We start from the raw sequence: 23,917 nt of genomic DNA on the forward strand, positions 1-23,917 counted from the left end.
TCGCCGGTCAGGCCAGCGTCCGGATCAACTGCACCAGCTCGACCTGCCGCCGGCAGCCGGTCTTCCTGAACAGGTTCTTCAGGTGGCTGCGCGCGGTTTCCGGCGAGACGGCCTGCGTGGCGGCGTATTCCTTGATGGTCTGGCCGGTGGCCAGGGCCTGGGCCAGGCGCGCCTCCGTCGGCGTGATCCCCAGGGCTTGGGCGATGAGGCGGGCGTCCAGCGGCAGGCTGTCGGCGGGCACGGAAAAAATCACCAGAGCCAGCGGGGTGTCGCGCAGCCCGGCCAGCACGTGCCGGGTGTCCAGCGGCAGGACGGTGATCCAGACCGTTGCAAAAGGGTTCTTGGCGGGGAAGATGTCCGCCTTCTTCGCGATGGAGCAGGCCTGGCTCAGCGCGGTCCGCAAGCGCCGCTGGGTGGGCGTGTCCCACATGCCCAGGAGGCCGCCTTTCGTGTCCAGCCACGGCGATGTGCGTATGTACCGTTCGGCGCGCGCGTTGGCGTATTCGATCCGGCCACGGGCATCGACCACGGCCACGCCTCGCGGCAGCCCGTCCAACGCGGCGCGGCCGACCAGCGCTTCGCGCTGCAACTGCCGCATGCGCGCGCGCAGCCGTGCCGCCCGGACCATGTCGGGCATGACGAGGTCGAGCAGGGCACGTTCGCGCTCCCCGTAGGGGCGGTGGTCCACCGGCCGCATGATGCCCAGGTAGTCGCGTGAATCGTCATCGTCGCGTTGCAGCACGCACACGGTATGGCGCAGGTCCACGCTGCGAAGGAAGTCCGAATAGACGGCTGAACGCGATATCTGCCGGCTGTCCAGGTGCTCGTGGTCGAGGATGAAGCAGCCTTCCCGCAGATGCGCGAAAAGCGCCAGCCGTTCATCGCCCTGGACGTAGTGCTCGGCGTATTCGTCGAACTTGTGCAGCGGCGCGGCGTCACAGATCACGCTGTCGGTCACACTGCTGTCGCGCGCGTCCACCGTCACCTGGTGGAAGGCCTGGCCGCCGATCCTGGCGCTCAGCAGGGCCAGCCCGGCCTGCCATTGATCCGGCGCCGCGATGCCTTCATACAGGCACGCCACGATCGATCGCGAACAGTCCTGGAGCGGGGGGCGGGCGGCCATGGGTCAAAGCCTGTCGGCGGCGTCCGGGTCTTCCCTGCCGGCCCGCAGCCCCGCCTTGCGCGCCAGGGCCTCGGCCACCCGGTAGGGCCGCATTTCCAGGAAGCGCCGGGCCGAGAACCAGCTCCACAGCAGCAGCGCCAGCAGCGCCATGCCGACCATGATCCACCAGAACGATCCGCTGTCGTGCACGAAGGGCAGGTGATCCACGTTCATGCCGAAGATGCCGGTGATCAGCGTGAGCGGCATGAAGATGACCGTGACCACGGTCAGGATGCGCATGATCTCGTTGGTGCGGTGGGCCGTGGCGGAGAAGTGCAGCTGCACCGCGGTCTCCACCGACGACTCCATGCGCCGCGCATGGCTCAGCACGCGGTTCACGTGCTCCATGACGTCGTTGATGCGGACCAGCAGCGCATCGCGCCGCTGGTCGAAGGCGCCGGAGCCCCAGGCATCCTCGCTGCGGTCCATGGCCGCGTCGCGCAGCTCGGACAGCGCGTCGTACTGTTCCTCGCAGATATTCTCCAGGCGCCGCAGCACGATGCGCGCATCGAGCAGCGCCAGCCAGTTGCGGAAACGGCCGTTGGGATTGAGCAGCTCGCGCTGCCACCGATCGAGCTGCAGGGTCAGCGGCTGGCGCAGCGCCAGGTACTTGTCGACCATGCCGTTCAGCAGCCGCAGCATCAGTTCGGCGGGGCCGGACGGGACGCGGCCCAGCGGGCCGATGCTGCTGGGCGCGCGGTCGCGCCGTCCCTCGGGCGGGACCTCGCCGCGCTGTTCGGCCAGGCGGCGCTTCATTTCCTGGCAGGTGGCGCTGTAGCCGTGGCGGACGGTGATCAGCGCCTGCCCCAGCACGAAGAACGACACGGGCTGCGTGCGCAGGCTGGCCAGCAGCGGAATGCCCATCTTGCCGTTGGCCGCGGGACGCGGCTCGTCCGTCGGCGCGTCGGTCACGATGCGCCGGAACACCACCATCTCGTAGGCGGTGGTGTTGTCGAAGTACGAGGGGTGGACCGGGTTGGCGGCGTCCTGCAGGTGCAGGTCGTGCAACTGCACGCCGGTCAGCCGCGCGATCTCGTCGCGCCAGGCGTCGGGGTCGGCCGCCAGGTCCTCGGCGCCCGCGTCTATCCACAGGAAGCCCTTGCTGGCGGCCAGCTGCGCCGCGTTGTGTGGACGGGGCCCTCCGTGTTCCGAGATCCAGAGGACGTCCATGGCTTCAGCCTTTCAGCCTGCGGGCCGCGTCGAGCGCGAAATAGGTCAGGATGCCGTCGGCGCCGGCGCGCTTGAACGCCAGCAGGGCTTCCATGACGACCTTGTCCTCGTCCAGCCAGCCGTTGGCGCCGGCCGCCTTGATCATCGCGTATTCGCCGCTGACCTGGTAGGCGAAGGTGGGGACGCGGAAGGTGTCCTTGACCCGCCGCAGCACGTCCAGGTAGGGCATGCCGGGCTTGACCATGACCATGTCCGCGCCTTCGCGCAGGTCCAGCGCGACCTCGCGCAGGGCCTCGTCGATGTTGCCCGGATCCATCTGGTAGGCGGCCTTGTTGGACTTGCCCAGGTTCGAGGCCGAGCCGACCGCGTCGCGGAAGGGGCCGTAGAACGCGCTGGCGTACTTGGCCGAGTAGGCCATGATGCGGGTGTGGATGTGGCCGTTGCCTTCCAGCGCCTGGCGCACGGCGCCGATGCGTCCGTCCATCATGTCGCTGGGCGCGACGATGTCCACGCCGGCCTCGGCCTGCGCCAGGGCCTGCCTGACCAGGATTTCGACGGTGGGCTCGTTCAGCACGTAGCCGGATTCGTCGATCAGGCCGTCCTGCCCGTGGCTGGTGTAGGGGTCGAGCGCGACGTCGGTCAGGATGCCCAGTTCGGGCAGGCGTTTCTTGAGCTCGGCCACCACGCGCGGGATCAGGCCGTCGGGCCGGGTCGCGGCGATGCCGTCCGGGGTCTTCAGTTCCGGCGCGATCACGGGGAACAGCGCCAGGACCGGGATCCCGAGTTCGACGCATTCCTCGGCCACCGGTAGCAGCGTGTCCAGGCTGTAGCGTTCCACGCCGGGCAGCGACGGCACCGGCTGGCGCAGCCCCTTGCCCTCGGCCACGAACACGGGGTAGATGAGGTCGTCGGCCGACAGCCGGCTCTCGCGCACCAGGCGGCGGGTGAAGTCGTCGCGCCTCAGGCGGCGGGGGCGTCCGGCGGGAAAATCGGCGAATACTTCGTGTTGGCTCATTGCGGTTGTCGTCCTGTCAATGCCGCGAGGCCAGGAATGGGCTCCCTGCCATCGCAAGATATCATCGCGCCCCCGCAGGCGTCATGCCGCGACCTGGGGCATCAGCCAACCCTCGATATGGGCGGCCGCTTCGTCCAGGCCGATGCGGTGGGTCGAGGAAAACGGCACGGTGTGCAGCGCGCCGATGGCGGCCAGTTCTTTCTTGACGGCGAACTGGGCCTTGATGCGCTGGCCGTAGGGAAACTTGTCGGCCTTGGTCAGCAGGGCCAGTACCGGCTTGCCGGACGGCGCGATCCAGTCGATCAGGTTGCGGTCCAGGTCGGTCACGCCGCGGCGGATGTCCACCAGCAGCACGACGCCGGCCAGCGAGGTCCGGTTGCGCAGATAGCCGCCCAGCACCTGGGCCCACTGCGAGCGGTCCTCCCGGGCCACCGAGGCATAGCCGTAGCCGGGCAGGTCGACCAGGAATCCCAGGTCGCGCTCGGGTTCGAGCGGATCGGGCAGGCCGAACATGTTGATCAACCGGGTGCGCCCCGGCGTCTTGCTGGAGAAGGCCAGGCGCCTTTGCTGGGTCAGCACGTTGATCGCCGACGACTTGCCGGCGTTGGAGCGGCCGACGAAGCAGACCTCCGGCGCCCCGGGCGGGGGCAACTGGTCGAGCCGGGCGGCGGACGTCGTGAAATGGGCGCGATGGAGAATGGACACTGGGCGTCGCCGGCCGGCGAAGTTAAGCAATAACCCGCTATTGTACGACCGGCCCCGCGGCGCGGCCGCCCGTCAGCCGACCCGCTTCAATTCCTTCTTGAACAGCTGCTGCCGCTTCACGTAGCTTTCCACGCCGGCCCGGATGCGGGCGATGTCCTCGTCGGTCAGCTGGCGCACGACCTTGGCGGGCGCGCCCAGGATCAGCGAGCGGTCGGGGAATTCCTTGCCCTCGGTCACGATAGCGCCCGCGCCCACCAGGCAGTTCCTGCCGATGACCGCGCGGTTCAGCACCACGGCCTGGATGCCGATCAGCGAGCCGTCGCCGATGGTACAGCCGTGCAGCATGGCCTGGTGCCCGACGGTCACGTAGTCGCCGATGGTGAGCTTGAGCCCCGGGTCGGTGTGCAGCACCGCGCCCTCCTGGACATTGCTGGAGTCGCCCAGGACGATGTCGTCGTTGTCGGCCCGGATCACCGCGCCCGGCCAGACGCTGGCGTTCTCGCCCAGCCTGGCCTTGCCGATGACGGTGGCCTGCTCGGCCACGTACGCCGAGTCCGGAATGTGGGGCGCGTCGGCGCCGAGCTGGTAGACAGCCATGATGGTCCTTCCCGAATAGTTTTCTATGGGCTACGTTGTAGTTGCTATAATAAGCGGTTACTTAACATAGGAAAGCGCGGTTGGGCTTGCCTATGCGCTCCCTCGCGGAAGCGGGGGGCGAACGGGGTTTGCAGTAGAACAAAACTCGCAGTAGAAGAACGATCACCTCCGGCGCGAGCCGGGTCGAATCGATAACGGGGTAGGTGGGCCCCGCGGAGACACCTGCAGGAGAATTCTTGCCGCACGCCGGCTGGAGCAGCAGGAGCAGGGCATCCGTGAGTCGCGTATCCGTAGCCTGATTGTGGAATTTAGGTCGAGGTTTTCATGAAGCGTGTGCTGTCCCTGATGCTTGTCGCGAGCGGTGCAATCCTGGGTGCGGCGGTGGCCCTGCCGTCCGTGGCCGCCGATGCCCAACCCCGTCCCAAGGTCGATGCGGCCAAGGGCGAACAGTTGTTCACCAACGGCGACGCGGCCCGCAACATCATTTCCTGTGCCAGTTGCCATGGCCCCGGCGGCAACAGCGCCGGCGCCGCCAACCCCAAGCTGGCCGGCCAGCACCCCGACTACATCTACAAGCAGCTCGTCAATTTCAAGGTCAAGGAAGGCGCCAAGACGCCCGAGCGCGTCAATGCCGTCATGAACGCCAACGTCGCCGGCCTGACCGACGAGGACATGCGCAACATCTCGGCCTACCTCGGTGCCCAGACCCTCAAACCCGCCGTGGCCAAGAGCAAGGACACCGTCGAACTCGGCCAGCGCATCTTCCGCGCCGGCATCGCCAGCAAGGGCGTTCCGGCCTGCGCCTCGTGCCACAGCGCCAACGGCGCCGGCATCCCGTCGCAATATCCGCGCGTGGGCGGCCAGTTCGGCGAGTACACCGAGGCCCAGCTGGTGGCCTTCCGCAGCGGCGCGCGGCACAATAACGTGCCGATGGCGCAGATCGCCAACAAGATGACCGACGCCGAAATCAAGGCCGTGGCCGACTACATCGCCGGCCTGCGCTGATCCGCGCCCGGAACCACTGCTGTCGATCGCGGTCATTGAAGGGGCGGATCTTCCGCCCCTTTTGCATTTTGGCAGGATTCCAGCGGCAACCGACCTGTCCGAACCGAGGTCCGCAGCACCATCATGACCACCGCTACTTCCTCCGCTTCCCGCCCGGCCTCGCGCGGCCTCGGCGCCGACCTGCTCGAGCTGCTGGCTTCGATGCGGTTCGCCGTCAGCCTGCTGGTCTTCATCTGCCTGGCCAGCATCGTCGGCACGGTGCTGGTGCAGAACCAGCCGTCGAACAACTACGTCAACCAGTTCGGGCAGTTCTGGTTCGAGGTGTTCGAGACCTTCTCGCTCTATCACGTCTACAACGCGTGGTGGTTCCTGCTCATCATGGGTTTCCTGGTGGTCTCCACCAGCCTCTGCATCATCCGCACGGCGCCCAAGATGGTCCGCGACATGCGTTCGTTCCGCGAACACGTGCGCGAGAACAGCCTGCGGTCCTTCCATCATCGCGCCGAGTTCGCGTCGCCGGCGGCGCCCGGCCGGATGGCCGGCGCGCTGGCCGAACTGCTCAAGCGCCAGGGCTATGCCGTGCGCACCCGCACAGAGGGCCCGGCCACGCTGCTGGCGGCCAAGCGGGGCAGCGGCAACCGGCTGGGTTACATCTTCGCCCACACCGCCATCGTCATCGTCTGCATAGGCGGCTTGCTCGACAGCGAATTGCCGATACGGCTGCAGATCTGGCTGGCCGGCAAGAAGCCCTTGTTCGAGAACATGGCCATCGCCGACGTGCCCGCCTCGGGGCGCCTGGGCCTGGGCAACCCCAGCTTTCGCAGCAGCGTGCTGGTGCCCGAAGGCGGCAAGGCCCGCAACGGCATCGTCATGGTGGACGACGGCGCGCTGGTCCAGCCCCTGCCGTTCACGCTGGAACTGAAGAAATTCATTGTCGAATACTATTCCACCGGCATGCCGCGCCTGTTCGCGAGCGAGGTCGAGGTCACCGACAATGAAACCGGCGAACACTTCCCCGCCACCATCAAGGTCAATGAACCGCTGCGCTACAAGGGCGTCACGGTCTACCAGTCCAGCTTCGACGACGGCGGCAGTACCCTGGAACTGACCGGCTACGCCCTGCGCGGCGGCCAACCCTATACCTTCCCGGTCTCGGGCAAGGTCGGCGGCACGGCGCAACTGGTGGCCGACGGCGCCCCGGCCAACGATGCGCTGAAGGACCTGACCGTCGAGTTCAGCGGTTTCCGCCCCATCAACGTCGAGAATTTCGCCAACGGCCGCGTGGGCGCGGCCGAGCCCAAGGCCCTGCGCGAACACGTCGCGGCGGTGTCCGGCAGCGCCGCCCGCGTGGGCCAGAACGAGGATTTCCGCAACGTCGGCCCCAGCGTGCAGTACAAGCTGCGCGACGCCAGCGGCCAGGCGCACGAGTTCCACAACTACATGCTGCCGGTCGACGTCGACGGCGTGAAGGTCTTCCTGTCCGGGGTGCGCACCAATCCCGACGAGGATTTCCGCTACGTGCGCATGCCGGCCGACGCCGACAACTCCCTGAAGGAATTCCTGGGGCTGCGCGCCATCCTGCAGGATCCGCAGGCCCGCGCGCTGGCCGCGCGCCGCTTCGCCCACGCCAACCGGATGGCCGCGGGCAGCGCCGCCGACGCCGAGTTGACCGCCCAGCTGCAGGCCTCGGCCGAGCGGGCGCTGGACACCTTCGCCGACGGCGGCCTGCAATCCATTGCCCGTTTCCTGGAAACCAACGTCTCGTCCGGCGAACAACAGCGTGCGGCCGACGTCGTGGTCAAGCTGCTGGGCGGCGCGATGGCCGAGCTGCGCGCGGTCGAGCGCGAGCGCGCCGGACTGCCCGCGCTGCCCACCGGCGGCCCCGAAGCCGCCGAGGCGGTGGCCTGGACCCAGGCGGCCGTGGGCGCGATGTCGGACCTGTTCCTGTATCCGGCGCCGGTCGTGCTCAGCCTGAAGGATTTCCATCACGTCCAGGCCAGCGTGTTCCAATTGAGCCGGACCCCCGGCAAAAATGCGGTATACCTGGGCTGCGTGCTGCTGATCCTGGGCGTGTTCTCGATGTTCTACATCCGCGAGCGCCGAGTCTGGCTGTGGGTCAAGCCGGGGCAGGACGGGCACGGCGCGCAGACCTTGATGGCCATGACTTCCCAGCGGCGCACGCTGGATTTCAACCAGGAATTCGAGCGGCTCAAGGCGGACATCGCCGCCTTGCCGCCGCAGCAGAAAGGGTAGCTAAATGGAACTGACCTCATCCGCGCACGACGGCGCCGGCCGGACCGCCCGCCGGGGCATGGACGGCCCGCGCGGGATCGACTGGACCGACATCGCCTTCGCCGTGCTGCTGGCCGCGGGCGCCGCCTTCGCGTTCCAGCGGGTGGGCGGGATCATGAACTACTACGACAAGGCCATCCTGGCCGGTGCCGTGGTGGTGCTGGCCTGGCTGGCCTGGCTGTGGCGCCCGCTGCGCGCGTTGATGATCGCGGTGGCCATCAGCGGCGGCCTGGCCGTCACCCTCTACCAGGGCGACCTCGCGCGGGCCGACCAGGCCTTCCTGCTCAAGTACCTGCTGTCCTCGCAATCCGCCATCCTGTGGATGTGCGCGCTGTTCGTCATCGCCACCGCGTGCTACTGGATAGGCCTGATCGCCCGCAGCTTCACCGCCTCCTGGCTGGGGACGGCGCTGACCTGGAGCGCGGTGTTCGCCGGCGTGACGGGCCTGCTGGTGCGCTGGCACGAAAGCTACCTGCTCAGCCCGGACATCGGCTACATCCCCGTCAGCAACCTGTACGAAGTCTTCATCCTCTTCTCGCTGATCACGGCGCTGTTCTACCTGTACTACGAGCGCAAGTACGACACGCGCAGCCTGGGCGGTTTCGTGCTGCTGGTCATCGCCTCGGCCGTCGCCTTCCTGGTCTGGTACACCTTCGACCGCGGCGCGCAGCAGATCCAGCCGCTGGTGCCGGCCCTGCAAAGCTGGTGGATGAAGCTGCACGTGCCGGCCAACTTCATCGGCTACGGCACGTTCTCGCTGGCCGCCATGGTCGCCTTCGCCTACCTCGTCAAGGCGCACGGCAAGACTTCCTCGTGGGTGAAGCTGGCGCCGCTGTTCGTCCTGGGCGTGCTGCTGGCGGTCGAGCCCATGATCTTCCGCCAGAGCGGCATGCCGGCCTACTGGATGACCTACGCCGGCGTGGCCGCGCTGATCGTCGGCGGCATCCTGCTGGGCCGCCGCCAGCTTGCCGAGCGCCTGCCCGCGCTCGAGGTGCTGGACGACATCATGTACAAGGCCATCGCCGTGGGCTTCGCGTTCTTCACCGTCGCCACGGTGCTGGGCGCGCTGTGGGCGGCCGACGCCTGGGGCGCCTACTGGCAGTGGGATCCCAAGGAAACCTGGGCGCTGATCGTCTGGCTCAACTACGCCGCCTGGCTGCACATGCGCCTGATCAAGGGCCTGCGCGGCAACGCCGCCGCCTACTGGGCCCTGGTGGGCCTGCTGGTGACGGGTTTCGCCTTCCTGGGCGTGAACATGTTCCTGTCGGGACTGCACTCCTATGGAGAGCTCTGACATTGGCTCACGGTTGCTACCGCTGGCAGCCAGCGATAGCAACGGAACCACACCCCAAGATAGCGGTCCTAGACCCAGGATGCGGTGGATCCGGCTTTGCCGGTCCACCCGCGTCGCCCCCTTGAGGGGGCCCGCGTAAGCGGGTACGGGGTGGGCTTTATACGGACTGGAGACCGTCATGCTGATACGCAGGCCTTCCGATGTTTTGCCTTCCGAGATCACGCCCGAGGCGGTCTATCGCGACCGGCGGAGGTTGATGCTGCAGGCGGGGCTGGCCGCGTCGGCGATGGGGCTGGCGGGGTGGAGCGACCGGCGGGCGTTCGCGCAGACGACGGGCGTGAAGCTGGCGGCGCAGCGCAATGGCGCTTTCGTGGTGATGGACAAGCCGACCTCGCAGAAGGACGTCACCACCTACAACAATTTCTACGAGTTCGGCACCGACAAGGGCGATCCCTCGGACTACGCCGGGCGTTTGCGCACCTCGCCCTGGACCGTCGCGATCGAGGGCGAGGTCAGGAAGCCGCAGGTGCTGTCCCTGGACGACCTGCGCAAGCTGGCGCCGCTGGAAGAGCGGGTGTACCGGCTGCGCTGCGTCGAGGGCTGGTCCATGGTGATTCCCTGGACCGGATATTCGCTGGCGGCGCTGATCCGCCGGGTCGAACCCACCGGCAACGCCCGCTTCGTCGAGTTCGTCACCGCCGTGCAGCCCGACACCATGCCCGGCCTGCGCACGCGCGTGCTCGACTGGCCCTATGTCGAGGCGCTGCGCATGGACGAGGCCATGCAGCCGCTGACCCTGCTTACCTTCGGCGTCTACGGCGAAACCCTGCCCAACCAGAACGGCGCCCCGGTGCGCGTGGTGGTGCCCTGGAAATACGGCTTCAAGTCGGGCAAGTCGCTGGTGAAGATACGCTTCGTGGAAAAACAGCCCGCCACCAGCTGGGTCAAGGCCGCGCCGCAGGAATACGGCTTCTACGCCAACGTGAATCCCAACGTGCCCCATCCGCGCTGGAGCCAGGCGTCCGAGCGTCGCATCGGCGAGGACGGCCTGTTCTCGCCCAAGCGCAAGACCTTGATGTTCAACGGCTACGGCGACCAGGTCGCCAGCTTGTACGCCGGCATGGACCTGGCCCGCGACTACTGAGATGGCGGACATGCCCGCCGCGCCGCCGCGTACCGCCACCCGGGCAGCGCCGTCCGAGCCGCGCGTGTTCGGGCTGGCCGTGGGGCGCATCAAGGTCCTGCTGTTCATCGTCGCGCTGCTGCCGCTGGCGCGCTGGGTGTGGCTGGGGGCAACGGACGGGTTGACGGCCAATCCCGTCGAGTTCCTGACCCGTTCCTCGGGCACCTGGACCCTGGTGGCGCTGCTGGTCACGCTGGCGATCAGCCCCCTGCGCGTCCTGCTGGGCCAGCCGGCCCTGCTACGGGTGCGCCGCATGTGCGGGTTGTTCGCCTTCTTCTACGCCTGCCTGCATTTCACCACCTACATCTGGTGGGACCAGTGGTTCGACCTCATGTCCATCGCGCGCGACGTGGCCAAGCGTCCGTTCATCACGATGGGATTCGCCGGCTTCCTGGGGCTGTGTCTGCTCGCGGCCACCTCCACGCGCGGCTGGATGCGGCGGCTGGGGTCGCGCTGGCAGTCGCTGCACCGGCTGGTCTACCTGATCGGCGTGCTCGTGCTGTTGCACTATTGGTGGCAGAAGGCCGGCAAGAATGATTTTTCGGCGGTGTTTCTCTACACTGTGGTCTTCGCGGGGTTGATGGGATGGCGCCTGGTGCGCCGGCGGGCCGCCAGGCCGTAAGCGGGGCAGGCGGCGCGGGCCGCCCGGCCATGCGCTTCCCGATGCCCGCTGCCGACAACAACAAGAGGTGCATCATGAACGACGTCACGGTCGACACCGCCAAGCTTCAATCCGCCAAGAACCTGACCACCGTGGTCTATGCGCTGTATGCGCTGGCCATTCTCATCGGCCTGAGCAGCATCGTCGCGATCATCATCAATTACGTCAAGAAGGGCGACATGGCCGGCACCTGGCTGGACAGCCACTTCCGCTGGCAGATCCGCACGTTCTGGTTCTCGGTGCTGTGGGCCATCGTGGGCGCGCTGACGGTGTGGGCCTTCATCGGCTGGGTCGTGTGGTTCGTGGCCTTCATCTGGTACATCTACCGCATCGTGAAGGGCTGGCTGAACCTGAACGACAACAAGCCGATGTACCCCGCCTGAGGGGCGGGGGTTTCCAGGCTATTTCTTCAGCGTTGCATCGGCCAGCAAGGCGTCCCGCATTTTCAGCAGGGCGCTTTCCGTCGACCGCTGCGCCGCAAGATTGAAGTTGGTCTTGAACTCGTCGAATTCTGCGAGTCCTTCCCCCATTACGCTGACCGTGGTCACGGGGTTGCCCGCGGCATCCGTGACGACGCAGGTCAACTGGGTCTGGAAGCGCGTCGGTGGCCAGGTGAGCAGGCTTTCGGACGATGAGGCGGTCAGTATCTCGGGCGTGATCACGTAGCTGACGTTCTCCGAGGCGGCGGGGGGGACGGCCTTCGTCTTGGTGACCTGCGCGAAGACGTTGCCCAGCATCACATAGAAAGCGGCTTCCATGTCCTTGTACGGCTTGTACTGGACCTTGTCTCCGCCACCACCCGCCGTAATGACGTCCTTCTCCTGCAGCGAATCGGGAATGTGGTAGGCCACGCGAGCCTCGATCCGCCGTCCGCTTTCGCTGGGGGCCAGCTTGGCGACGTCGGGAGCGATCGATATGGGATGGGCGCAGCCGGCCAGGACCAGGACCGCCGCCAAGGCGCCCAGGCGCTTGATGAGGTTCATGCGGAGACTCCGTGTCGATTATTTGAGCGCGTCCAGGAACGCCTTGTCGCTGAACAGTGTGTCCAGCAGCGTCTGCACGAGCGTGGGATAGGACTGAGCGGCGGCGGGGATCGCAACGGCGCCTGCGAAGGAGGAAGGCCAGGTGATCGTGGCGGATTTGACCTGGTCGTACGCGACCTGCCCGCCTTTCCTGACCACCACCCGCGCGGCGATGAAGCCGTCACCGGTGGTGAACGATCCCGCGTTCAGCTCGTTCTTCTGGAGTTCACCCGAGATTTCCACGTTCGAGGCCTGCGAGTACTTGCCCGCGAGCGTGAGCTCCTGCTTGATGGCCTCGGTCAGGTAGGCGGAATAGGACTTGCCGTAAGGCGACTCGAGCCGGTCGGCGCGCAGGGAAATCGGATTGGCGTTGTCCTTGGCGGCCAGGCTGCTGAAGTCCGCCACCTTGGCGTCCCGGAATTCCGCTTCCTTCAGCTTGAGCACATTGTCCATTCGGGCCGAGTACTGCGGCGCGTTCATGGCGCAGCCTGAAAGCACTATCGCGACAACCATCGCACCAACACTGCGTATCATTCCACTCCCCTCGTCGATTCAGGTTACTAATAATTAGACACATATAGTAACATTTTGGCGGGAGGGAAAAGCCGCGATTCAATCCGTCTGAAGCGCTGCCCTGGCCGGCGACGGCGGGAAGGCGAACGCCATCGCGACCGCGCCGATGCCGACCGCGGCCGAGCCCAGGTACAGCCAGGCATAGCCGTTGAAGTGGTCGAAGATCCAGCCTCCGGCCAGGGGCCCGAAGGCCATGCCCAGGCTCGAGGCCATGACCGCGGCGCCGAAGATGCTGCCCATGATCCGCGGCCCGAAGTAGTCCCGCGCCAGCACGGCGTACAGCGGCATCACGCCGCCGTAGGCGGCGCCCAACAGGATGGACAGGCCGTAGAATTCGCCGATCTGGCGCGCCTGCGAATAGACGCCTATCACCACCGCCTGCAGCAGCAGGCCCGCGATCAGCACCCGCTTGGTGCCCAGCCTGTCCGCCAGCGCGCCCAGCAGCAGGCGTCCCCCGAGTCCCGCCAGTCCTTCCACGCTGTAGATGGTCACGGCCGCCATGGGCGCGATGCCGCAGAACGTGGCGAAGCTGACCACGTGGAAGATCGGGCCGGAATGGGCGGCGCAGCACAGGAAGAAAGTCAGCGCCAGCGCGACGAACGGCGCCGACCGCAGGGCCTGCCGCACGGACGGGGCGGGACCGGCGGCCTCGGGTTGGACGTCTCGGGCCAGGCTGGCGGTGGGCGGTTGGCGGATGAGCAGGGCGGCGGGGATCAGGAGCAGCAGGGCGGCGATACCTGTGGCGGCCATCGCCGCGCGCCAGCCGTATTCCAGGATGAGCCAGCTCGCCAATGGCGAGACCGTCATGGGGGCGACCCCCATGCCCGCCGAAACGAGCGAGACCGCCAGCGCCCGGTGGCGCTCGAACCAGGTCGTGGTCAGGGCCATCAGCGGAGCGAAGAACGCGCCGCCCGCCGCGCCCACCAGCACGCCGTAGCCGAGCTGGAAGGCCGGCAACGAGGTGGAGCGGCTGGCCAGCAGCAGCCCCAGGCCCAGCAGCAGCGACGCGGCCAGCACCACGGGGCGCGTGCCGTAGCGGTCGCTCAGCGCGCCCCAGCCGAAGGCGGCGATGCCCATCACCAGGAAATCGAGCGTCATGGCCGCCGAGATGCCGGCGCGCGACCAGCCCGTGTCGGCCGAGATGGGCTGGAGGTAGACCGCCAGCGAGAACATGGCGCCGGCCGCCACGCAGGTGATCAGCGCGCCCGCGGCGACGATGACCCAGCCGTAGCCGCCGTCGCTACGGCCGCCGGAGTTCGTATCGTGTGCATCCATGGTCAGGCAACATAGCAACGGGCCGTCCGGGATGTCGAGCCCGGTTACAGAACCGCCGGCGCCGGGGGGAGCCGGCCGAATAGTTCGCGGATCACGGTCCGCAGCCAGACCAGTCCGGGCTCGCGCGCATAGCGCTCGTGCCAGAACTGCGACACGTCGTAGGCGGGCAGCCGCATCGGCGGCGTGTATTTCCTGACGCCCCAGGCGGTCTCGAAGGTGGCTGCCAGCGTGCGGGGAATGGTGGCGATGTAGTCGGTCTGGGCGACGATGCGGCCGATGGAAAGGAAATGGCCCACGCGCAGGGCGACGGATGCGCCCACCTTGCGCGAGGCGAGGATGCCTTCCAGCATGTGCGCATGGCCCGTCATCGAGCCTTCCGAGATCACATGGCCGAGCTGGCGGAAATTCGCCATGGTCATCCGGCCGTTTATGGCGGGGTGGTCGCTGCGGGCGATGCAGGCATAGCGCGCGGAGAACAGGCGGTCGGCCTGCAAGCCTTCCGGGTCCAGCCGCAGGTGGCCGATGGCCAGGTCCACGCCTCCTTCCGCCATGGCGTCGCGCAGCGCCTTGCCCTGCAGCTGGCTGGTGCGCAGGTGCACGCCGGGTGCCTGTTCCGCCACCCGCCGGGCCAGGCCGGGCAGGAACACCTGCTCGCTGATGTCCGACATCGCCAGGGTGAACACGCGCCGTTCGTTGGCGGGGATGAAGGCCGGCGTATGCAGGGTCCAGCGCACGATGTCCAGGGCCTGGTGCAGCGATGAATTCAGGCTGTCGGCGAAGGGGGTGGGAAGCAGGCCGTGCGGCTGCCGCACGAACAGCGGGTCGCCGTAGGCGTCGCGCAGGCGGGCGAGGGCACGGCTCATGGCGGGCTGGCTCAGGCCCAGTTCCCGGCCAGCGGTGGTGAGGTTGCGGCTGCCGTACACCGCCAGGAAGAGCTCGAGCAGATTCAGGTCCACCTGGTGCGAAAGACGCTTGGCCATGGGGTAGATATACCTCTCGTGCATGTCAGACATCAGTTCATTTCATTTTACGGATTTCACTGCCATTCCTAAGATGGGCGAACCCCTACAGGAGACCCCATGTACAGCAGCGCCCACTACTTGCTCCAGGGACTCACCGACCTCGGCATCGAGTACGTGTTTTCCAACCTGGGTACCGACCACGCCTCCGTCATCGAGGAGCTCGCTCGCTGGCGCGAGCAGGGGCGCCGGCATCCCCGCTTCATGCTCTGCCCGCACGAGAACGTCGCGATACACATGGCCGCCGGCTACGCGGCGATGACGGGGCAGGGGCAGGCGGTGATGGTCCACGTGGACGCAGGCACGGCCAACGCCGCCATGGGCATGCACAACATGTTCCGCTCGCGGCTGCCGGTCATGCTGATGGCGGGGCGCGCGCCGGGCACCGTGCGCGGCGAGCTGCCGGGGTCGCGCGACAACTATGTGCATTTCGTGCAGGACCCGTTCGACATGGCCAGCCTGGTGCGCCCCTACGTCAAATGGGAATATTCGCTGTCGACCGGCATCAACGCGCGCGAGGTGGTGCGGCGCGGCCACTCGGTCATGCAGAGCGATCCGCCGGGTCCCGTCTACCTGACCCTGCCGCGCGAGGCCCTGACCCAGGAATGGGCCGAGGAGCAGGTCCAGGCCTTCGGCCAGGACCGCTACGGTCCGGTCGCCGCCGGCGGCATCGATGCGGCGCGCGCCGAACAGATCGCCGAGGCCCTGATGGGCGCCGAGCGGCCCATGGCCGTCACCGCCTATCTCGGCCGCAAGGCCGAGGCGGTCGAGGCGCTGGAGGAGCTGGCCCTGCTGTGCGGCATCCGCGTCTTCGAGTTCGCGCCCAGCTACCTGGGCATATCGCGCGATTCGCCCTGCTTCGGCGGCTTCGATCCCGGCGCGGCGCAGGCCGATGCCGACCTGGGCCTGCTGCTGGACGTGGACGTGCCCTGGCTGCCCAAGTACGTGGCCGAGCGGCCCGACATGCGCTGGCTGCATGTCGACGTCGATCCGATCAAGAAGGACTTCCCCATGTGGGGTTTCGCGACCGACGTGCGCGTGCAGGCCGATTGCGCCACGGTGCTGCGCCAGGTCATCGACATCGTCCGGACCCGTGCCGGCCAGGACTTCCACGAGCGGGTGCGGGTGCGCCTGGACGGCTACCGGGCGCAGGCCAAGGCCCGCGCCGAGGGCCTGTCCCAGGCCGCAGGCAAGCGCGGCACGCGCGGCGCGATCTCGCCCGCCTATCTGTGCGCGCAACTGAGCGCGGCGCTGTCCCAGGACGACGTGGTCATCAACGAAGCCATCCGCAACGCGCCCGCGGTGCTGGGCCACATTCGCCGGACCCGGCCGCTGACGCTGCTGGGCACGGCCGGCGGCGGCCTGGGCTACAGCGGCGGCATGGCGCTGGGCGTCAAGCTGGCGCGGCCGGATGCGCGCGTGGTGCAGATGGTCGGCGACGGCGGTTTCCACTTCGGCACGCCCACCTCGGTCTACGACGTCGCGCAGCGCTACCGGCTGCCCATCCTGACCGTGGTGCTGGACAACGGCGGCTGGCAGGCGGTGAAGGAGGCCGTGCTGCGCGTCCATCCGGATGGCTCGGCGGCCGATACGGACGAGTTCCATGCGCGCCTGCACGGCGAGACGCGCCGTTTCGAACTGGTCGCCCAGGCCTTCGGCGGCCATGGCGAGATGGTGGAGGACCCCGACGACGTGCCGGCCGCGATCGCCCGCTGCCTGCAGGCCGTCGATGAAGGCCGGGCCGCGGTGCTGCACGTGCGCATCGGCGGGATCTAGCGGCGCGGGCGGCCGACGCCGCCCGTGGCCGGAAACAAGGGAACGAACGAGTCCCACGGAAGGAGACACCATGCAAGTACGCCGCATCCTGAACCTGGCCGCGCTGGGGCTGGCCATCTCGCCGCTCGGCCTGCCGGCCGCGCACGCGCAGCCGTCCTATCCCGCGCGCCCCATCACCATTATCGTCGGCTACGCCGCGGGCGGGGGCAACGATGTCCTGGCCCGCATCGTGGCCGAGGAAATGACCAAGGGGCTCAAGCAGCCCGTGATCGTCGAGAACCGCCCCGGCGTGGCCTCCATCGTGGGGGCGGCCTACGTGGCCAAGGCCAGGCCCGACGGCTATACCCTGTTCTGGGGGGCGAGCGGTCCCATCTCGTTCAATCCCGCCCTGTACGCCAAGCTGCCCTACAAGGTGGAAGACTTCACCCCCGTTTCGCTGACGGCGAAGTTCCCGCTGGTGCTGGTCTCGGATGCCTCGCTGCCCATCAAGTCGGTGAGCGACCTGGTGGCCTATTCGAAGCAGCATCCGGACAAGGCCAATTACGGTTCCAGCGCCGCCTCGTTCCAGCTCGTGACCGAACTGTTCAACGGCAAGACCGGCGCGCGCTTCGCGCACATTCCCTACAAAGGCAGCAACGAATCGATCCAGGCCGTGATGGCGGGCAACGTCACCATGGCCATCACCGATCCGGCGCCGGCCATGACGGGCTTGCAGGGCAAGCGCGTGCGGGCGCTGGCCGTGACCTCTCCGCAGCGGGCCGGCTTCCTGCCCGAGGTCCCGACCATGCGGGAGGCGGGGGTGGATCTGGATGTCGAGTTGTGGGCGGGCCTGCTGGCGCCGGCCGGGACGCCGGCGGACGTGGTCCAGGTATTGCAGCGGGAGATCGCGCGCGTAGTCGCCCTGCCCGAGGTGAGCAAGAAGATGGCCACTCTCGGCTGCTTGGCCCATGCCAGCACCTCCGACGAGTTCCGCCGACTGATCGAGAAGGAAGTGCCGCTCTGGACCAAGGTGGCGCGCGAGAACGACATCAAGGTCGAGTAGCCAGAGAGAACCTGGAGAAAACATGACGACCCGACACCACTCCGGCCTGATCATCGCCGGCGCCCTGCAGGAATCCGGCACGGCGCCGATCCTGGACAACATCAACCCCGCCAACGGCGAGATCGTCGGCACGGTCGCCACGGCCGACGCCGCCACCGCCCGGGCCGCCATCGGTGTGGCCCGCCAGGCTTTCGAGGACTCGGCCTGGGCCAATTCCCCCCGCCTGCGGCAGGACGTGCTGCTGCAGTGGGCGCACAACCTCGCCCCGCGCGCCCAAGAATTGGCGATGCTGCTGACCATGGAGAATGGCAAGGTCATGGCCCAGTCCGCGGGCGAGCTGCACGGCGCCATCTCCGAGATCAACTACTACGCCGGCCTGGCGCGCTACATCGCCGGCAACGCGCAGGAGGTCAGCCCGGGCGTGCTGTCGACCCTGCTGCGCGAGCCCGCCGGCGTGGCCGGCATCATCGTGCCCTGGAACGCCCCGGCGCTGCTGCTGGTGCGCAGCCTGGCGCCCGCGCTGGCGGCGGGATGCGCCACGGTGATCAAGCCCGCCTGGCAGACCGCGCTCGTCACCTGCGAGATGCTGAAGGAACTGATCAGGATCCCGGGCCTGCCGCCGGGCGTGGTCAACATGGTGGTCGAGGATGGCGTCGAGGTGTCGCAACTGATCTGCCAGTCCGACGACGTCGACGTCATCAGCTTCACCGGCTCGAACGAGACCGGCCAGCGCATCTATGCCTCGGCCGCGCCCACCATGAAGAAGCTGTCGCTGGAGCTGGGCGACAAGGCCAGCTGCATCGTCTTCGACGACGCGCCCATCCCCGACGTGATGCGCAAGATCGCCGACGCCGCCACCATCATTTCCGGCCAGCAATGCACCGCCGCGCGCCGCGTACTGGTCCACGCCAACGCCTACGACGCCGCCCGCACCCACCTGCGCGACGCCCTGGCCGCGCTGAAGACCGGCCCCGGCTGGCTGCCCGGCCACCACCTGGGCCCCCTGATCGACCGCGCCTCGCGCGACCGCGTCCAGTCCCAGATCCACCGCGCCATGAACGAGGCCGACGAAGTCCTGCTGGAGGGCTCCACGCTGGACAGCCAGCACCCGCACGGTGCCTTCCTGACGCCATCCCTGGTCGCCCACGGCGACACCGGCGCCTTCTTCGTCCAGCAGGAAATCTTCGGCCCTTTCGTCGTCCTGGAGAAATTCCACGACGAAGCCGAAGCCGTCGCCCGTGCCAACCACACCGTCTACGGCCTGTCCTCCAGCGTCTGGACCCGCGATGGCGCCCGCGCCCAGCGCGTCGCGCGCAAGCTGCGCCGGGGCACGGTGTGGATCAACGATCACAACAAGCTGATGGCCGAAGCGGAAACCGGCGGCTATCGCCGCAGCGGACTGGGGCGCCTGCATGGGCATGAGGCGCTGAACGACTTCACGGAGTCGAAGGTCATCTACCAGGACAGCAATTCGCTGTGAGGTTGTTGGCGGTGGGGGGCGGTGTATGGCCGCCCGCTTCCATTGTTCGCATTTATAAGGAATTATAGCGAGACAAAGACCTTTCATTGATTAGTTCTAATATTTAAGGAATAATCAGACGGCTGGAGTCGTTGCAGCTATTATTCCTGAAATGTGAGAATTATGGCCAGAACGCTTACCAAGCCCACCGAGCCGCAGAGTCCGCTCGTTGTGGATCTTCACGTCCTTGGGCAACTGGTTCGAAATCGACGTGTGCATTCGCAGCTCCGCATCGACGATGCGGCCGCTCTCGTTGGCGTGTCCAAGGACACCTTGTCGCGCCTGGAAAACGGCAAAGCTGTCGGCACCGACAAGCTGATGGCTGTTCTCCAAGGGCTGGGCTTGGCGTTCTTCGTTGTGGACAAGCCCCAGGCTGCCACGGCATTGAATGCGATCAAGGGCGATCCCGGGATGAAGGAAGTCGACTGATGGCTCGCCATGCCTTGAATGTCACCGCACCGCAAGGGCATGTAGGAATCCTGGCTTTCGAATCCACGGAGGACCGGTACGAATTTGCCTACGATCCCGGTTGGCCAGGGGTCGCGCAGGCCTTTCCTCTGTCGCCACACATCCCGCTGGCCGGGCCGCCCGCCGCTTCCGGCGTGGTCGCCCGGTTTCTGCAAAACCTGCTGCCAGAGGGGCGTGCGCTTGATGTCGCATCAAGCCTTCACCACATTTCCAAGAACAACATCTTCGGGCTGATCAACCTCCTTGGCCGCGAACCCGTGGGGGCGTTGAGCTTTCTGCCTGAAGGGGGCGAGGCGGGGCAGGCGGCGGCCCCTGCGCAGCGCCGACTGATCGCCGACGCGGAATTGAGCGAGCGAATTCGCAAACGCGACAGCATTCCCTTCCCCGTTTGGGACGGGCAGGTTCGGCTATCGGTGGCAGGCTTTCAGGACAAACTGCAAGTGCTTCTAGAAGGCGAGCAAATCAGCCTGGTCGAGGCGCCCCTGGCGTCCACGCATATCCTCAAGCCGGAATCGCACAACCCCGCTACGCCCTTCATGGTGGCCAACGAGCACTTCTGCATGACCTTGGCCTCATGCATGGGACTGCCGGTGGCGCCTGTACACATCCGGCGCATACCCGAGCCTATCCTTCTCATCGAACGATTCGACAGGACCGTCGTTCGAGCACAAGATGGCCATGTTGCCACGGCAGTGCACCGGCGACATGTCATCGACGCTTGCCAGGCCCTGGATGTACCTGTCGCGCTCAAGTACGAGCGCAACATGGGCAGCACCGAGCATGTCCGGCACATTCGGGATGGCGTGAGCTTCGAAAAGCTTTTCATGCTGGCCAAGGATTTCGAGAACCCCGCCGTCGCGCGCCAATTTTTTTTGCGCTGGGCGATCTTGCAGTTGCTCATCGGAAACAGTGACGCCCACGGGAAGAACCTATCGTTCTTCCTGAGTGGCGTCGGACTTGCCCCCGCCAATCTCTACGATCTGGTCTGCGCCCATACCTATGGCAAAGCCATCGAGCAGGAGATGGCCATGGGCTATGGCGATGAGTTTCACTGCCAGGCCATGACGGCCTTCGATCTGGCGGACTTTGCCCATCGCACCGCTTTGCCCGCGACATTGGTCGCTCGGGAACTGACTTCCATGGCAAGGCAAGCCAGGAGGCTGGCGCCTGGCCTGGCCCGGGATGCGGTGTATCTTGGAGACGAACGCGGACGGGTACAGGACATTGCCCAGTTCGTGGTCACTCAAGCCGAACGGCTGATTCGGATTGCGCCGGAAGTGCCCAAGGTTGACCAGGGCTTGTTGTGACCCTTTTCACCAACGACCGGCTCAAGAACCCAAGCCCAATATCTGCCCACCCCCGTAACTGCTCTGCACCGGCTCCATCCCCCCCGCCCGGATCCGTATCGCGCAATACTTGAACTCCGGAATCTTCCCGAACGGATCCAGCGCCGCATTCGTCAGCTTGTTGATCGCCGCCTCGTAATAACAGAACGGCACGAACACCGCCCCCCGCGGCGTTCCTTCCTCCGCCCGCGCATACAACGACACTTCCCCGCGCCGCGACTCCAGCGTGATCACGTCCCCCGGCCGCACCCCGATCTCTTCCAGATCCAGCGGATGCACCAACGCCACCGGATCCGGCTCGATCGCATCCAGCACCGACGCCCGACGCGTCATGCTTCCCGTATGCCAGTGCTCCAGCTGCCGCCCGGTGATCAACACCCGTGGATACTCCTCATCCGGCCGCTCATTCGCCGGAATGATGTCGGCAGGCACGAAACGCGCGCGCCCCGTTTCCGTCGGGAACGTGCTGGTGAACACCACGGGATCGCCAGCGTCGCCCTCCACCAGGCACGGATACGTCACCGCATGCTCCGCCTGCAGGCGGCCCCACGTGATGCCGCCTATGCTCGGCATCGAATGGCGCATCTCGTCGAACACCTCCGACACGTCGCGATAGCGCCAGTCCAGCCCCATGCGCGCCGCCAGTTGCTGGATGATCCACAAGTCCTGGCGCGCCTCGCCCGGCGGCTCCAGCGCCTGGCGGCCCATCTGCACCACCCGGTCCGTATTCGTGAACGTTCCCGTCTTCTCGGGAAAGGCCGAGGCCGGCAGGATGACGTCCGCCAGATAGGCGGTCTCGGTCAGGAAGATATCCTGCACCACCAGATGGTCCAGCGCCGCCAGCGCCTCGCGCGCATGATTGGCATCCGGATCCGACATCGCCGGATTCTCGCCCATCACATACATGCCCCGCACCGTGCCGGCCTTGATCGCGTGCATCACCTCCACCACCGTCAGCCCCGGCTGCGGATCCAGCGGCATGCCCCACAACTGCTCGAACTTCTGGCGCGCGGCCGCGTTGTCCACGCGCTGGTAGTCCGGATACATCATCGGAATCAGCCCCGCGTCCGACGCCCCCTGCACGTTGTTCTGGCCGCGCAGCGGATGCAGGCCGGTGCCCGGGCGGCCGATCTGGCCGGTCATCAGTGCCAGCGCGATCAGGCAGCGCGCATTGTCCGTGCCGTGCACGTGCTGCGAGACTCCCATGCCCCACAGGATCATCGAGCCCTTGGACGTGGCGTATAGCCGGGCCACCTCGCGCAGCGTGTCCGCGTCTATGCCGCAGATCGGCGCCATCCTCTCGGGGCTGTAGCCTTCCACGTTCCTGCGCAGCTCGTCGTAGCCGATGGTGCGGCTGGCGATGAAGTCCTCGTCCACCAGACCTTCATGGACGATCACGTGCATCATGGCGTTCAGCATCGCCACGTCGGTGTCCGGCTTGAATTGCAGGAAGCGGTGCGCCAGCCGCGCGAGGTCCGAGCGGCGCGGGTCGGCCACGATGAGCCGGGTGCCGTTCTTCACCGCGTTCTTGATCCAGCTCGCCGCCACCGGGTGGTTGACCGTGGGGTTGGCGCCGATCACGATCACCACTTCGGCCTTGCCCACGTCCATCACGGGATTGGACACCGCGCCCGAGCCTATGCCCTCCAGCAGCGCCGCCACAGACGAGGCATGGCACAGCCGCGTGCAGTGATCGACGTTGTTGCTGCCGAAGCCCGTGCGCACCAGCTTCTGGAACAGATAGGCTTCCTCGTTGCTGCCCTTGGCCGAGCCGAAGCCGGCCAGCGCGCGCTTGCCGTGCGTGTCGCGGATCGTTCGCAGCCGCTCGCCCACCAGATCCAGCGCTTCGTCCCACGTCGCTTCGCGGAAGACCTCCATGACGCGGTCCGGATCCATGACCGCGTCGCCGCGCTTGGGCGCGTCCGCGCGGCGGATCAGCGGCCGGGTCAGGCGGTGGGGATGATGGGCGTAGTCGAAGCCGTAGCGGCCCTTCACGCACAGGCGCGCGTGGTTGGCCGGGCCGTCGCGGCCCTCGACGTACAGGATGCGGTTGTCCTTGACGTGGTAGGTCAGCTGGCAGCCCACGCCGCAATAGGGGCAGACCGAGGCGACTTCCTTGTCCGGCACCTGTAGCGCCACTTCGCGCGCGGGCATCAGCGCGCCGGTGGGGCAGGCCTGCACGCATTCGCCGCAGGCCACGCAGGTCGAGGCACCCATGGCGTCGTCCATGTCGAATACGATCCTGGCATGGTCGCCCCGATGGGCCAGCCCGATCACGTCGTTGACCTGTTCGTCGCGGCAGGCGCGCAGGCAGCGCGTGCACTGGATGCAGGCATCCAGGTTGACGGCGATGGCCGGGTGCGAGGTGTCGGCGGCCACCGGCGAGCGCGGCGCGAAGCGCGGCTTGCCCACGCCCAGCTTGCGTGCCCAGAGGTCCACTTCGTTGTCGCGCGTGTACGAGGTCTCGGGCATGTCGGCCTGCAACAGCTCGAGCACCATCTTCTGCGCGCGCACTGCGCGCTCGCTGTCGGTCGTGACCTCCATGCCCTCGCGCGGCGTACGGCAGCACGACGGCGCCAGCACGCGTTCGCCGGCGATCTCGACCACGCACGAGCGGCAGTTGCCGGCCGGCTCCAGGCCGTCGGCATGGCACAGGCGGGGAATCTCGATACCCAGGCGGTCGGCCACCTGGATCAGGGTTTCGTTGTCGGCGGCGCTGACCGCCTGCCCGTTCAGGCGGAAGTTCACGGTGACGGGAGAGAGGCCGAGCTCGCGGCGATTGATGGCATTCAT

The 23,917-nt window shown here is 67.2% G+C and carries 21 protein-coding genes; 11 read left to right on the forward strand and 10 right to left on the reverse strand.

The window, feature by feature from the left end; genetic code table 11:
• Positions 1-7: 7 nt before the first annotated feature.
• The 5 genes from EV675_RS08360 to EV675_RS08380 form a co-directional block, all read right to left on the reverse strand.
• The gene (locus tag EV675_RS08360; RefSeq protein WP_130356816.1) at positions 8-1,123 is read right to left on the reverse strand and encodes a helix-turn-helix transcriptional regulator; all 1,116 of its coding nucleotides are present in this window, start codon (positions 1,121-1,123) and stop codon (positions 8-10) included.
• A gap of 3 nt (positions 1,124-1,126) precedes the next feature.
• The gene (locus EV675_RS08365) at positions 1,127-2,332 is read right to left on the reverse strand and encodes a magnesium transporter CorA family protein (RefSeq protein WP_130356817.1); all 1,206 of its coding nucleotides are present in this window, start codon (positions 2,330-2,332) and stop codon (positions 1,127-1,129) included.
• Positions 2,333-2,336: 4 nt separating this feature from the next.
• Positions 2,337-3,347: a porphobilinogen synthase gene (gene hemB / locus EV675_RS08370; protein WP_130356818.1), complete on the reverse strand. Its 1,011-nt coding sequence runs from the start codon at positions 3,345-3,347 to the stop codon at positions 2,337-2,339.
• An 81-nt stretch (positions 3,348-3,428) separates the two neighbouring features.
• Positions 3,429-4,052, reverse strand: coding sequence for a ribosome biogenesis GTP-binding protein YihA/YsxC (gene yihA / locus EV675_RS08375; protein WP_130356819.1), 624 nt, complete (start codon positions 4,050-4,052; stop codon positions 3,429-3,431).
• A gap of 72 nt (positions 4,053-4,124) precedes the next feature.
• Positions 4,125-4,649, reverse strand: a complete 525-nt coding sequence (locus EV675_RS08380) for a gamma carbonic anhydrase family protein (RefSeq protein WP_130356820.1) — start codon at positions 4,647-4,649, stop codon at positions 4,125-4,127.
• A 324-nt stretch (positions 4,650-4,973) separates the two neighbouring features.
• On the opposite strand from EV675_RS08380, the gene EV675_RS08385 reads away from it, so the two are divergent.
• From EV675_RS08385 to EV675_RS08410, 6 genes are all read left to right on the forward strand, one after another.
• Positions 4,974-5,654, forward strand: a complete 681-nt coding sequence (locus EV675_RS08385; protein ID WP_130356821.1) for a c-type cytochrome — start codon at positions 4,974-4,976, stop codon at positions 5,652-5,654.
• Between the two features lie 120 nt (positions 5,655-5,774).
• Positions 5,775-7,907, forward strand: a complete 2,133-nt coding sequence (locus EV675_RS08390; RefSeq protein WP_207221976.1) for a cytochrome c biogenesis protein ResB — start codon at positions 5,775-5,777, stop codon at positions 7,905-7,907.
• 58 nt (positions 7,908-7,965) lie between these two features.
• Positions 7,966-9,240 (forward strand): c-type cytochrome biogenesis protein CcsB, encoded by a 1,275-nt coding sequence (ccsB, locus tag EV675_RS08395; RefSeq protein WP_242621429.1) that lies wholly within the window; start codon positions 7,966-7,968, stop codon positions 9,238-9,240.
• Between the two features lie 178 nt (positions 9,241-9,418).
• Positions 9,419-10,384, forward strand: a complete 966-nt coding sequence (gene msrP / locus EV675_RS08400) for a protein-methionine-sulfoxide reductase catalytic subunit MsrP (RefSeq protein ID WP_130356823.1) — start codon at positions 9,419-9,421, stop codon at positions 10,382-10,384.
• Between the two features lies 1 nt (position 10,385).
• Complete coding sequence (locus EV675_RS08405; RefSeq protein ID WP_165404499.1) at positions 10,386-11,045, forward strand: protein-methionine-sulfoxide reductase heme-binding subunit MsrQ; 660 nt, start codon at positions 10,386-10,388, stop codon at positions 11,043-11,045.
• Between the two features lie 74 nt (positions 11,046-11,119).
• Positions 11,120-11,467 (forward strand): DUF4870 family protein, encoded by a 348-nt coding sequence (locus EV675_RS08410; protein ID WP_124687672.1) that lies wholly within the window; start codon positions 11,120-11,122, stop codon positions 11,465-11,467.
• 18 nt (positions 11,468-11,485) lie between these two features.
• Here EV675_RS08410 and EV675_RS08415 read toward each other — a convergent pair whose 3' ends face one another.
• The 4 genes from EV675_RS08415 to EV675_RS08430 form a co-directional block, all read right to left on the reverse strand.
• Positions 11,486-12,067, reverse strand: coding sequence for a hypothetical protein (locus EV675_RS08415; protein ID WP_130356825.1), 582 nt, complete (start codon positions 12,065-12,067; stop codon positions 11,486-11,488).
• A gap of 18 nt (positions 12,068-12,085) precedes the next feature.
• Positions 12,086-12,586: a hypothetical protein gene (locus EV675_RS08420; RefSeq protein WP_242621359.1), complete on the reverse strand. Its 501-nt coding sequence runs from the start codon at positions 12,584-12,586 to the stop codon at positions 12,086-12,088.
• 132 nt (positions 12,587-12,718) lie between these two features.
• Positions 12,719-13,954, reverse strand: coding sequence for an MFS transporter (locus EV675_RS08425; RefSeq protein WP_130356827.1), 1,236 nt, complete (start codon positions 13,952-13,954; stop codon positions 12,719-12,721).
• A gap of 44 nt (positions 13,955-13,998) precedes the next feature.
• Positions 13,999-14,934, reverse strand: coding sequence for a LysR family transcriptional regulator (locus EV675_RS08430; protein ID WP_165404500.1), 936 nt, complete (start codon positions 14,932-14,934; stop codon positions 13,999-14,001).
• Between the two features lie 99 nt (positions 14,935-15,033).
• On the opposite strand from EV675_RS08430, the gene EV675_RS08435 reads away from it, so the two are divergent.
• The 5 genes from EV675_RS08435 (at position 15,034) to EV675_RS08455 (ending at position 21,085) form a co-directional block, all read left to right on the forward strand.
• On the forward strand, positions 15,034-16,749 hold the full coding sequence (locus tag EV675_RS08435; protein ID WP_130356829.1) for a thiamine pyrophosphate-requiring protein: 1,716 nt from the start codon (positions 15,034-15,036) through the stop codon (positions 16,747-16,749).
• A 70-nt stretch (positions 16,750-16,819) separates the two neighbouring features.
• On the forward strand, positions 16,820-17,791 hold the full coding sequence (locus tag EV675_RS08440) for a Bug family tripartite tricarboxylate transporter substrate binding protein (protein WP_165404501.1): 972 nt from the start codon (positions 16,820-16,822) through the stop codon (positions 17,789-17,791).
• A 22-nt stretch (positions 17,792-17,813) separates the two neighbouring features.
• The gene (locus tag EV675_RS08445) at positions 17,814-19,271 is read left to right on the forward strand and encodes an aldehyde dehydrogenase family protein (protein ID WP_130356831.1); all 1,458 of its coding nucleotides are present in this window, start codon (positions 17,814-17,816) and stop codon (positions 19,269-19,271) included.
• Positions 19,272-19,433: 162 nt separating this feature from the next.
• Positions 19,434-19,739, forward strand: a complete 306-nt coding sequence (locus tag EV675_RS08450) for a helix-turn-helix domain-containing protein (RefSeq protein ID WP_130356832.1) — start codon at positions 19,434-19,436, stop codon at positions 19,737-19,739.
• On the forward strand, positions 19,739-21,085 hold the full coding sequence (locus EV675_RS08455) for a HipA domain-containing protein (RefSeq protein WP_130356833.1): 1,347 nt from the start codon (positions 19,739-19,741) through the stop codon (positions 21,083-21,085). Before EV675_RS08450 ends, EV675_RS08455 begins: the two co-directional genes overlap by 1 nt.
• Positions 21,086-21,106: 21 nt before the next feature.
• On the opposite strand, the gene fdhF is transcribed toward EV675_RS08455, so the two are convergent.
• Positions 21,107-23,917 carry a formate dehydrogenase subunit alpha gene (gene fdhF, locus EV675_RS08460; protein ID WP_130356834.1) on the reverse strand — a complete coding sequence of 937 codons (2,811 nt, stop codon included), beginning with the start codon at positions 23,915-23,917 and terminating at the stop codon, positions 21,107-21,109.

The sequence above is a fragment of the Pigmentiphaga kullae genome, from assembly GCF_004216695.1.
GTDB classification, from domain to species: Bacteria; Pseudomonadota; Gammaproteobacteria; order Burkholderiales; family Burkholderiaceae_B; genus Pigmentiphaga; species Pigmentiphaga kullae.

Excerpts from the sequence above, each read along its gene's own strand:
- EV675_RS08360 (WP_130356816.1), bottom strand. The coding sequence starts at position 1,123 with ATGGCCGCCCGCCCCCCGCTCCAGGACTGTTCGCGATCGATCGTGGCG.
- EV675_RS08365 (WP_130356817.1), bottom strand. The coding sequence starts at position 2,332 with ATGGACGTCCTCTGGATCTCGGAACACGGAGGGCCCCGTCCACACAAC.
- hemB (WP_130356818.1), bottom strand. The coding sequence starts at position 3,347 with ATGAGCCAACACGAAGTATTCGCCGATTTTCCCGCCGGACGCCCCCGC.
- EV675_RS08380 (WP_130356820.1), bottom strand. The coding sequence starts at position 4,649 with ATGGCTGTCTACCAGCTCGGCGCCGACGCGCCCCACATTCCGGACTCG.
- EV675_RS08385 (WP_130356821.1), top strand. The coding sequence starts at position 4,974 with ATGAAGCGTGTGCTGTCCCTGATGCTTGTCGCGAGCGGTGCAATCCTG.
- ccsB (WP_242621429.1), top strand. The coding sequence starts at position 7,966 with ATGGACGGCCCGCGCGGGATCGACTGGACCGACATCGCCTTCGCCGTG.
- msrP (WP_130356823.1), top strand. The coding sequence starts at position 9,419 with ATGCTGATACGCAGGCCTTCCGATGTTTTGCCTTCCGAGATCACGCCC.
- EV675_RS08405 (WP_165404499.1), top strand. The coding sequence starts at position 10,386 with ATGGCGGACATGCCCGCCGCGCCGCCGCGTACCGCCACCCGGGCAGCG.
- EV675_RS08410 (WP_124687672.1), top strand. The coding sequence starts at position 11,120 with ATGAACGACGTCACGGTCGACACCGCCAAGCTTCAATCCGCCAAGAAC.
- EV675_RS08415 (WP_130356825.1), bottom strand. The coding sequence starts at position 12,067 with ATGAACCTCATCAAGCGCCTGGGCGCCTTGGCGGCGGTCCTGGTCCTG.
- EV675_RS08420 (WP_242621359.1), bottom strand. The coding sequence starts at position 12,586 with ATGAACGCGCCGCAGTACTCGGCCCGAATGGACAATGTGCTCAAGCTG.
- EV675_RS08425 (WP_130356827.1), bottom strand. The coding sequence starts at position 13,954 with ATGGATGCACACGATACGAACTCCGGCGGCCGTAGCGACGGCGGCTAC.
- EV675_RS08430 (WP_165404500.1), bottom strand. The coding sequence starts at position 14,934 with ATGGCCAAGCGTCTTTCGCACCAGGTGGACCTGAATCTGCTCGAGCTC.
- EV675_RS08435 (WP_130356829.1), top strand. The coding sequence starts at position 15,034 with ATGTACAGCAGCGCCCACTACTTGCTCCAGGGACTCACCGACCTCGGC.
- EV675_RS08440 (WP_165404501.1), top strand. The coding sequence starts at position 16,820 with ATGCAAGTACGCCGCATCCTGAACCTGGCCGCGCTGGGGCTGGCCATC.
- EV675_RS08445 (WP_130356831.1), top strand. The coding sequence starts at position 17,814 with ATGACGACCCGACACCACTCCGGCCTGATCATCGCCGGCGCCCTGCAG.
- EV675_RS08450 (WP_130356832.1), top strand. The coding sequence starts at position 19,434 with ATGGCCAGAACGCTTACCAAGCCCACCGAGCCGCAGAGTCCGCTCGTT.
- EV675_RS08455 (WP_130356833.1), top strand. The coding sequence starts at position 19,739 with ATGGCTCGCCATGCCTTGAATGTCACCGCACCGCAAGGGCATGTAGGA.
- fdhF (WP_130356834.1), bottom strand. The coding sequence starts at position 23,917 with ATGAATGCCATCAATCGCCGCGAGCTCGGCCTCTCTCCCGTCACCGTG.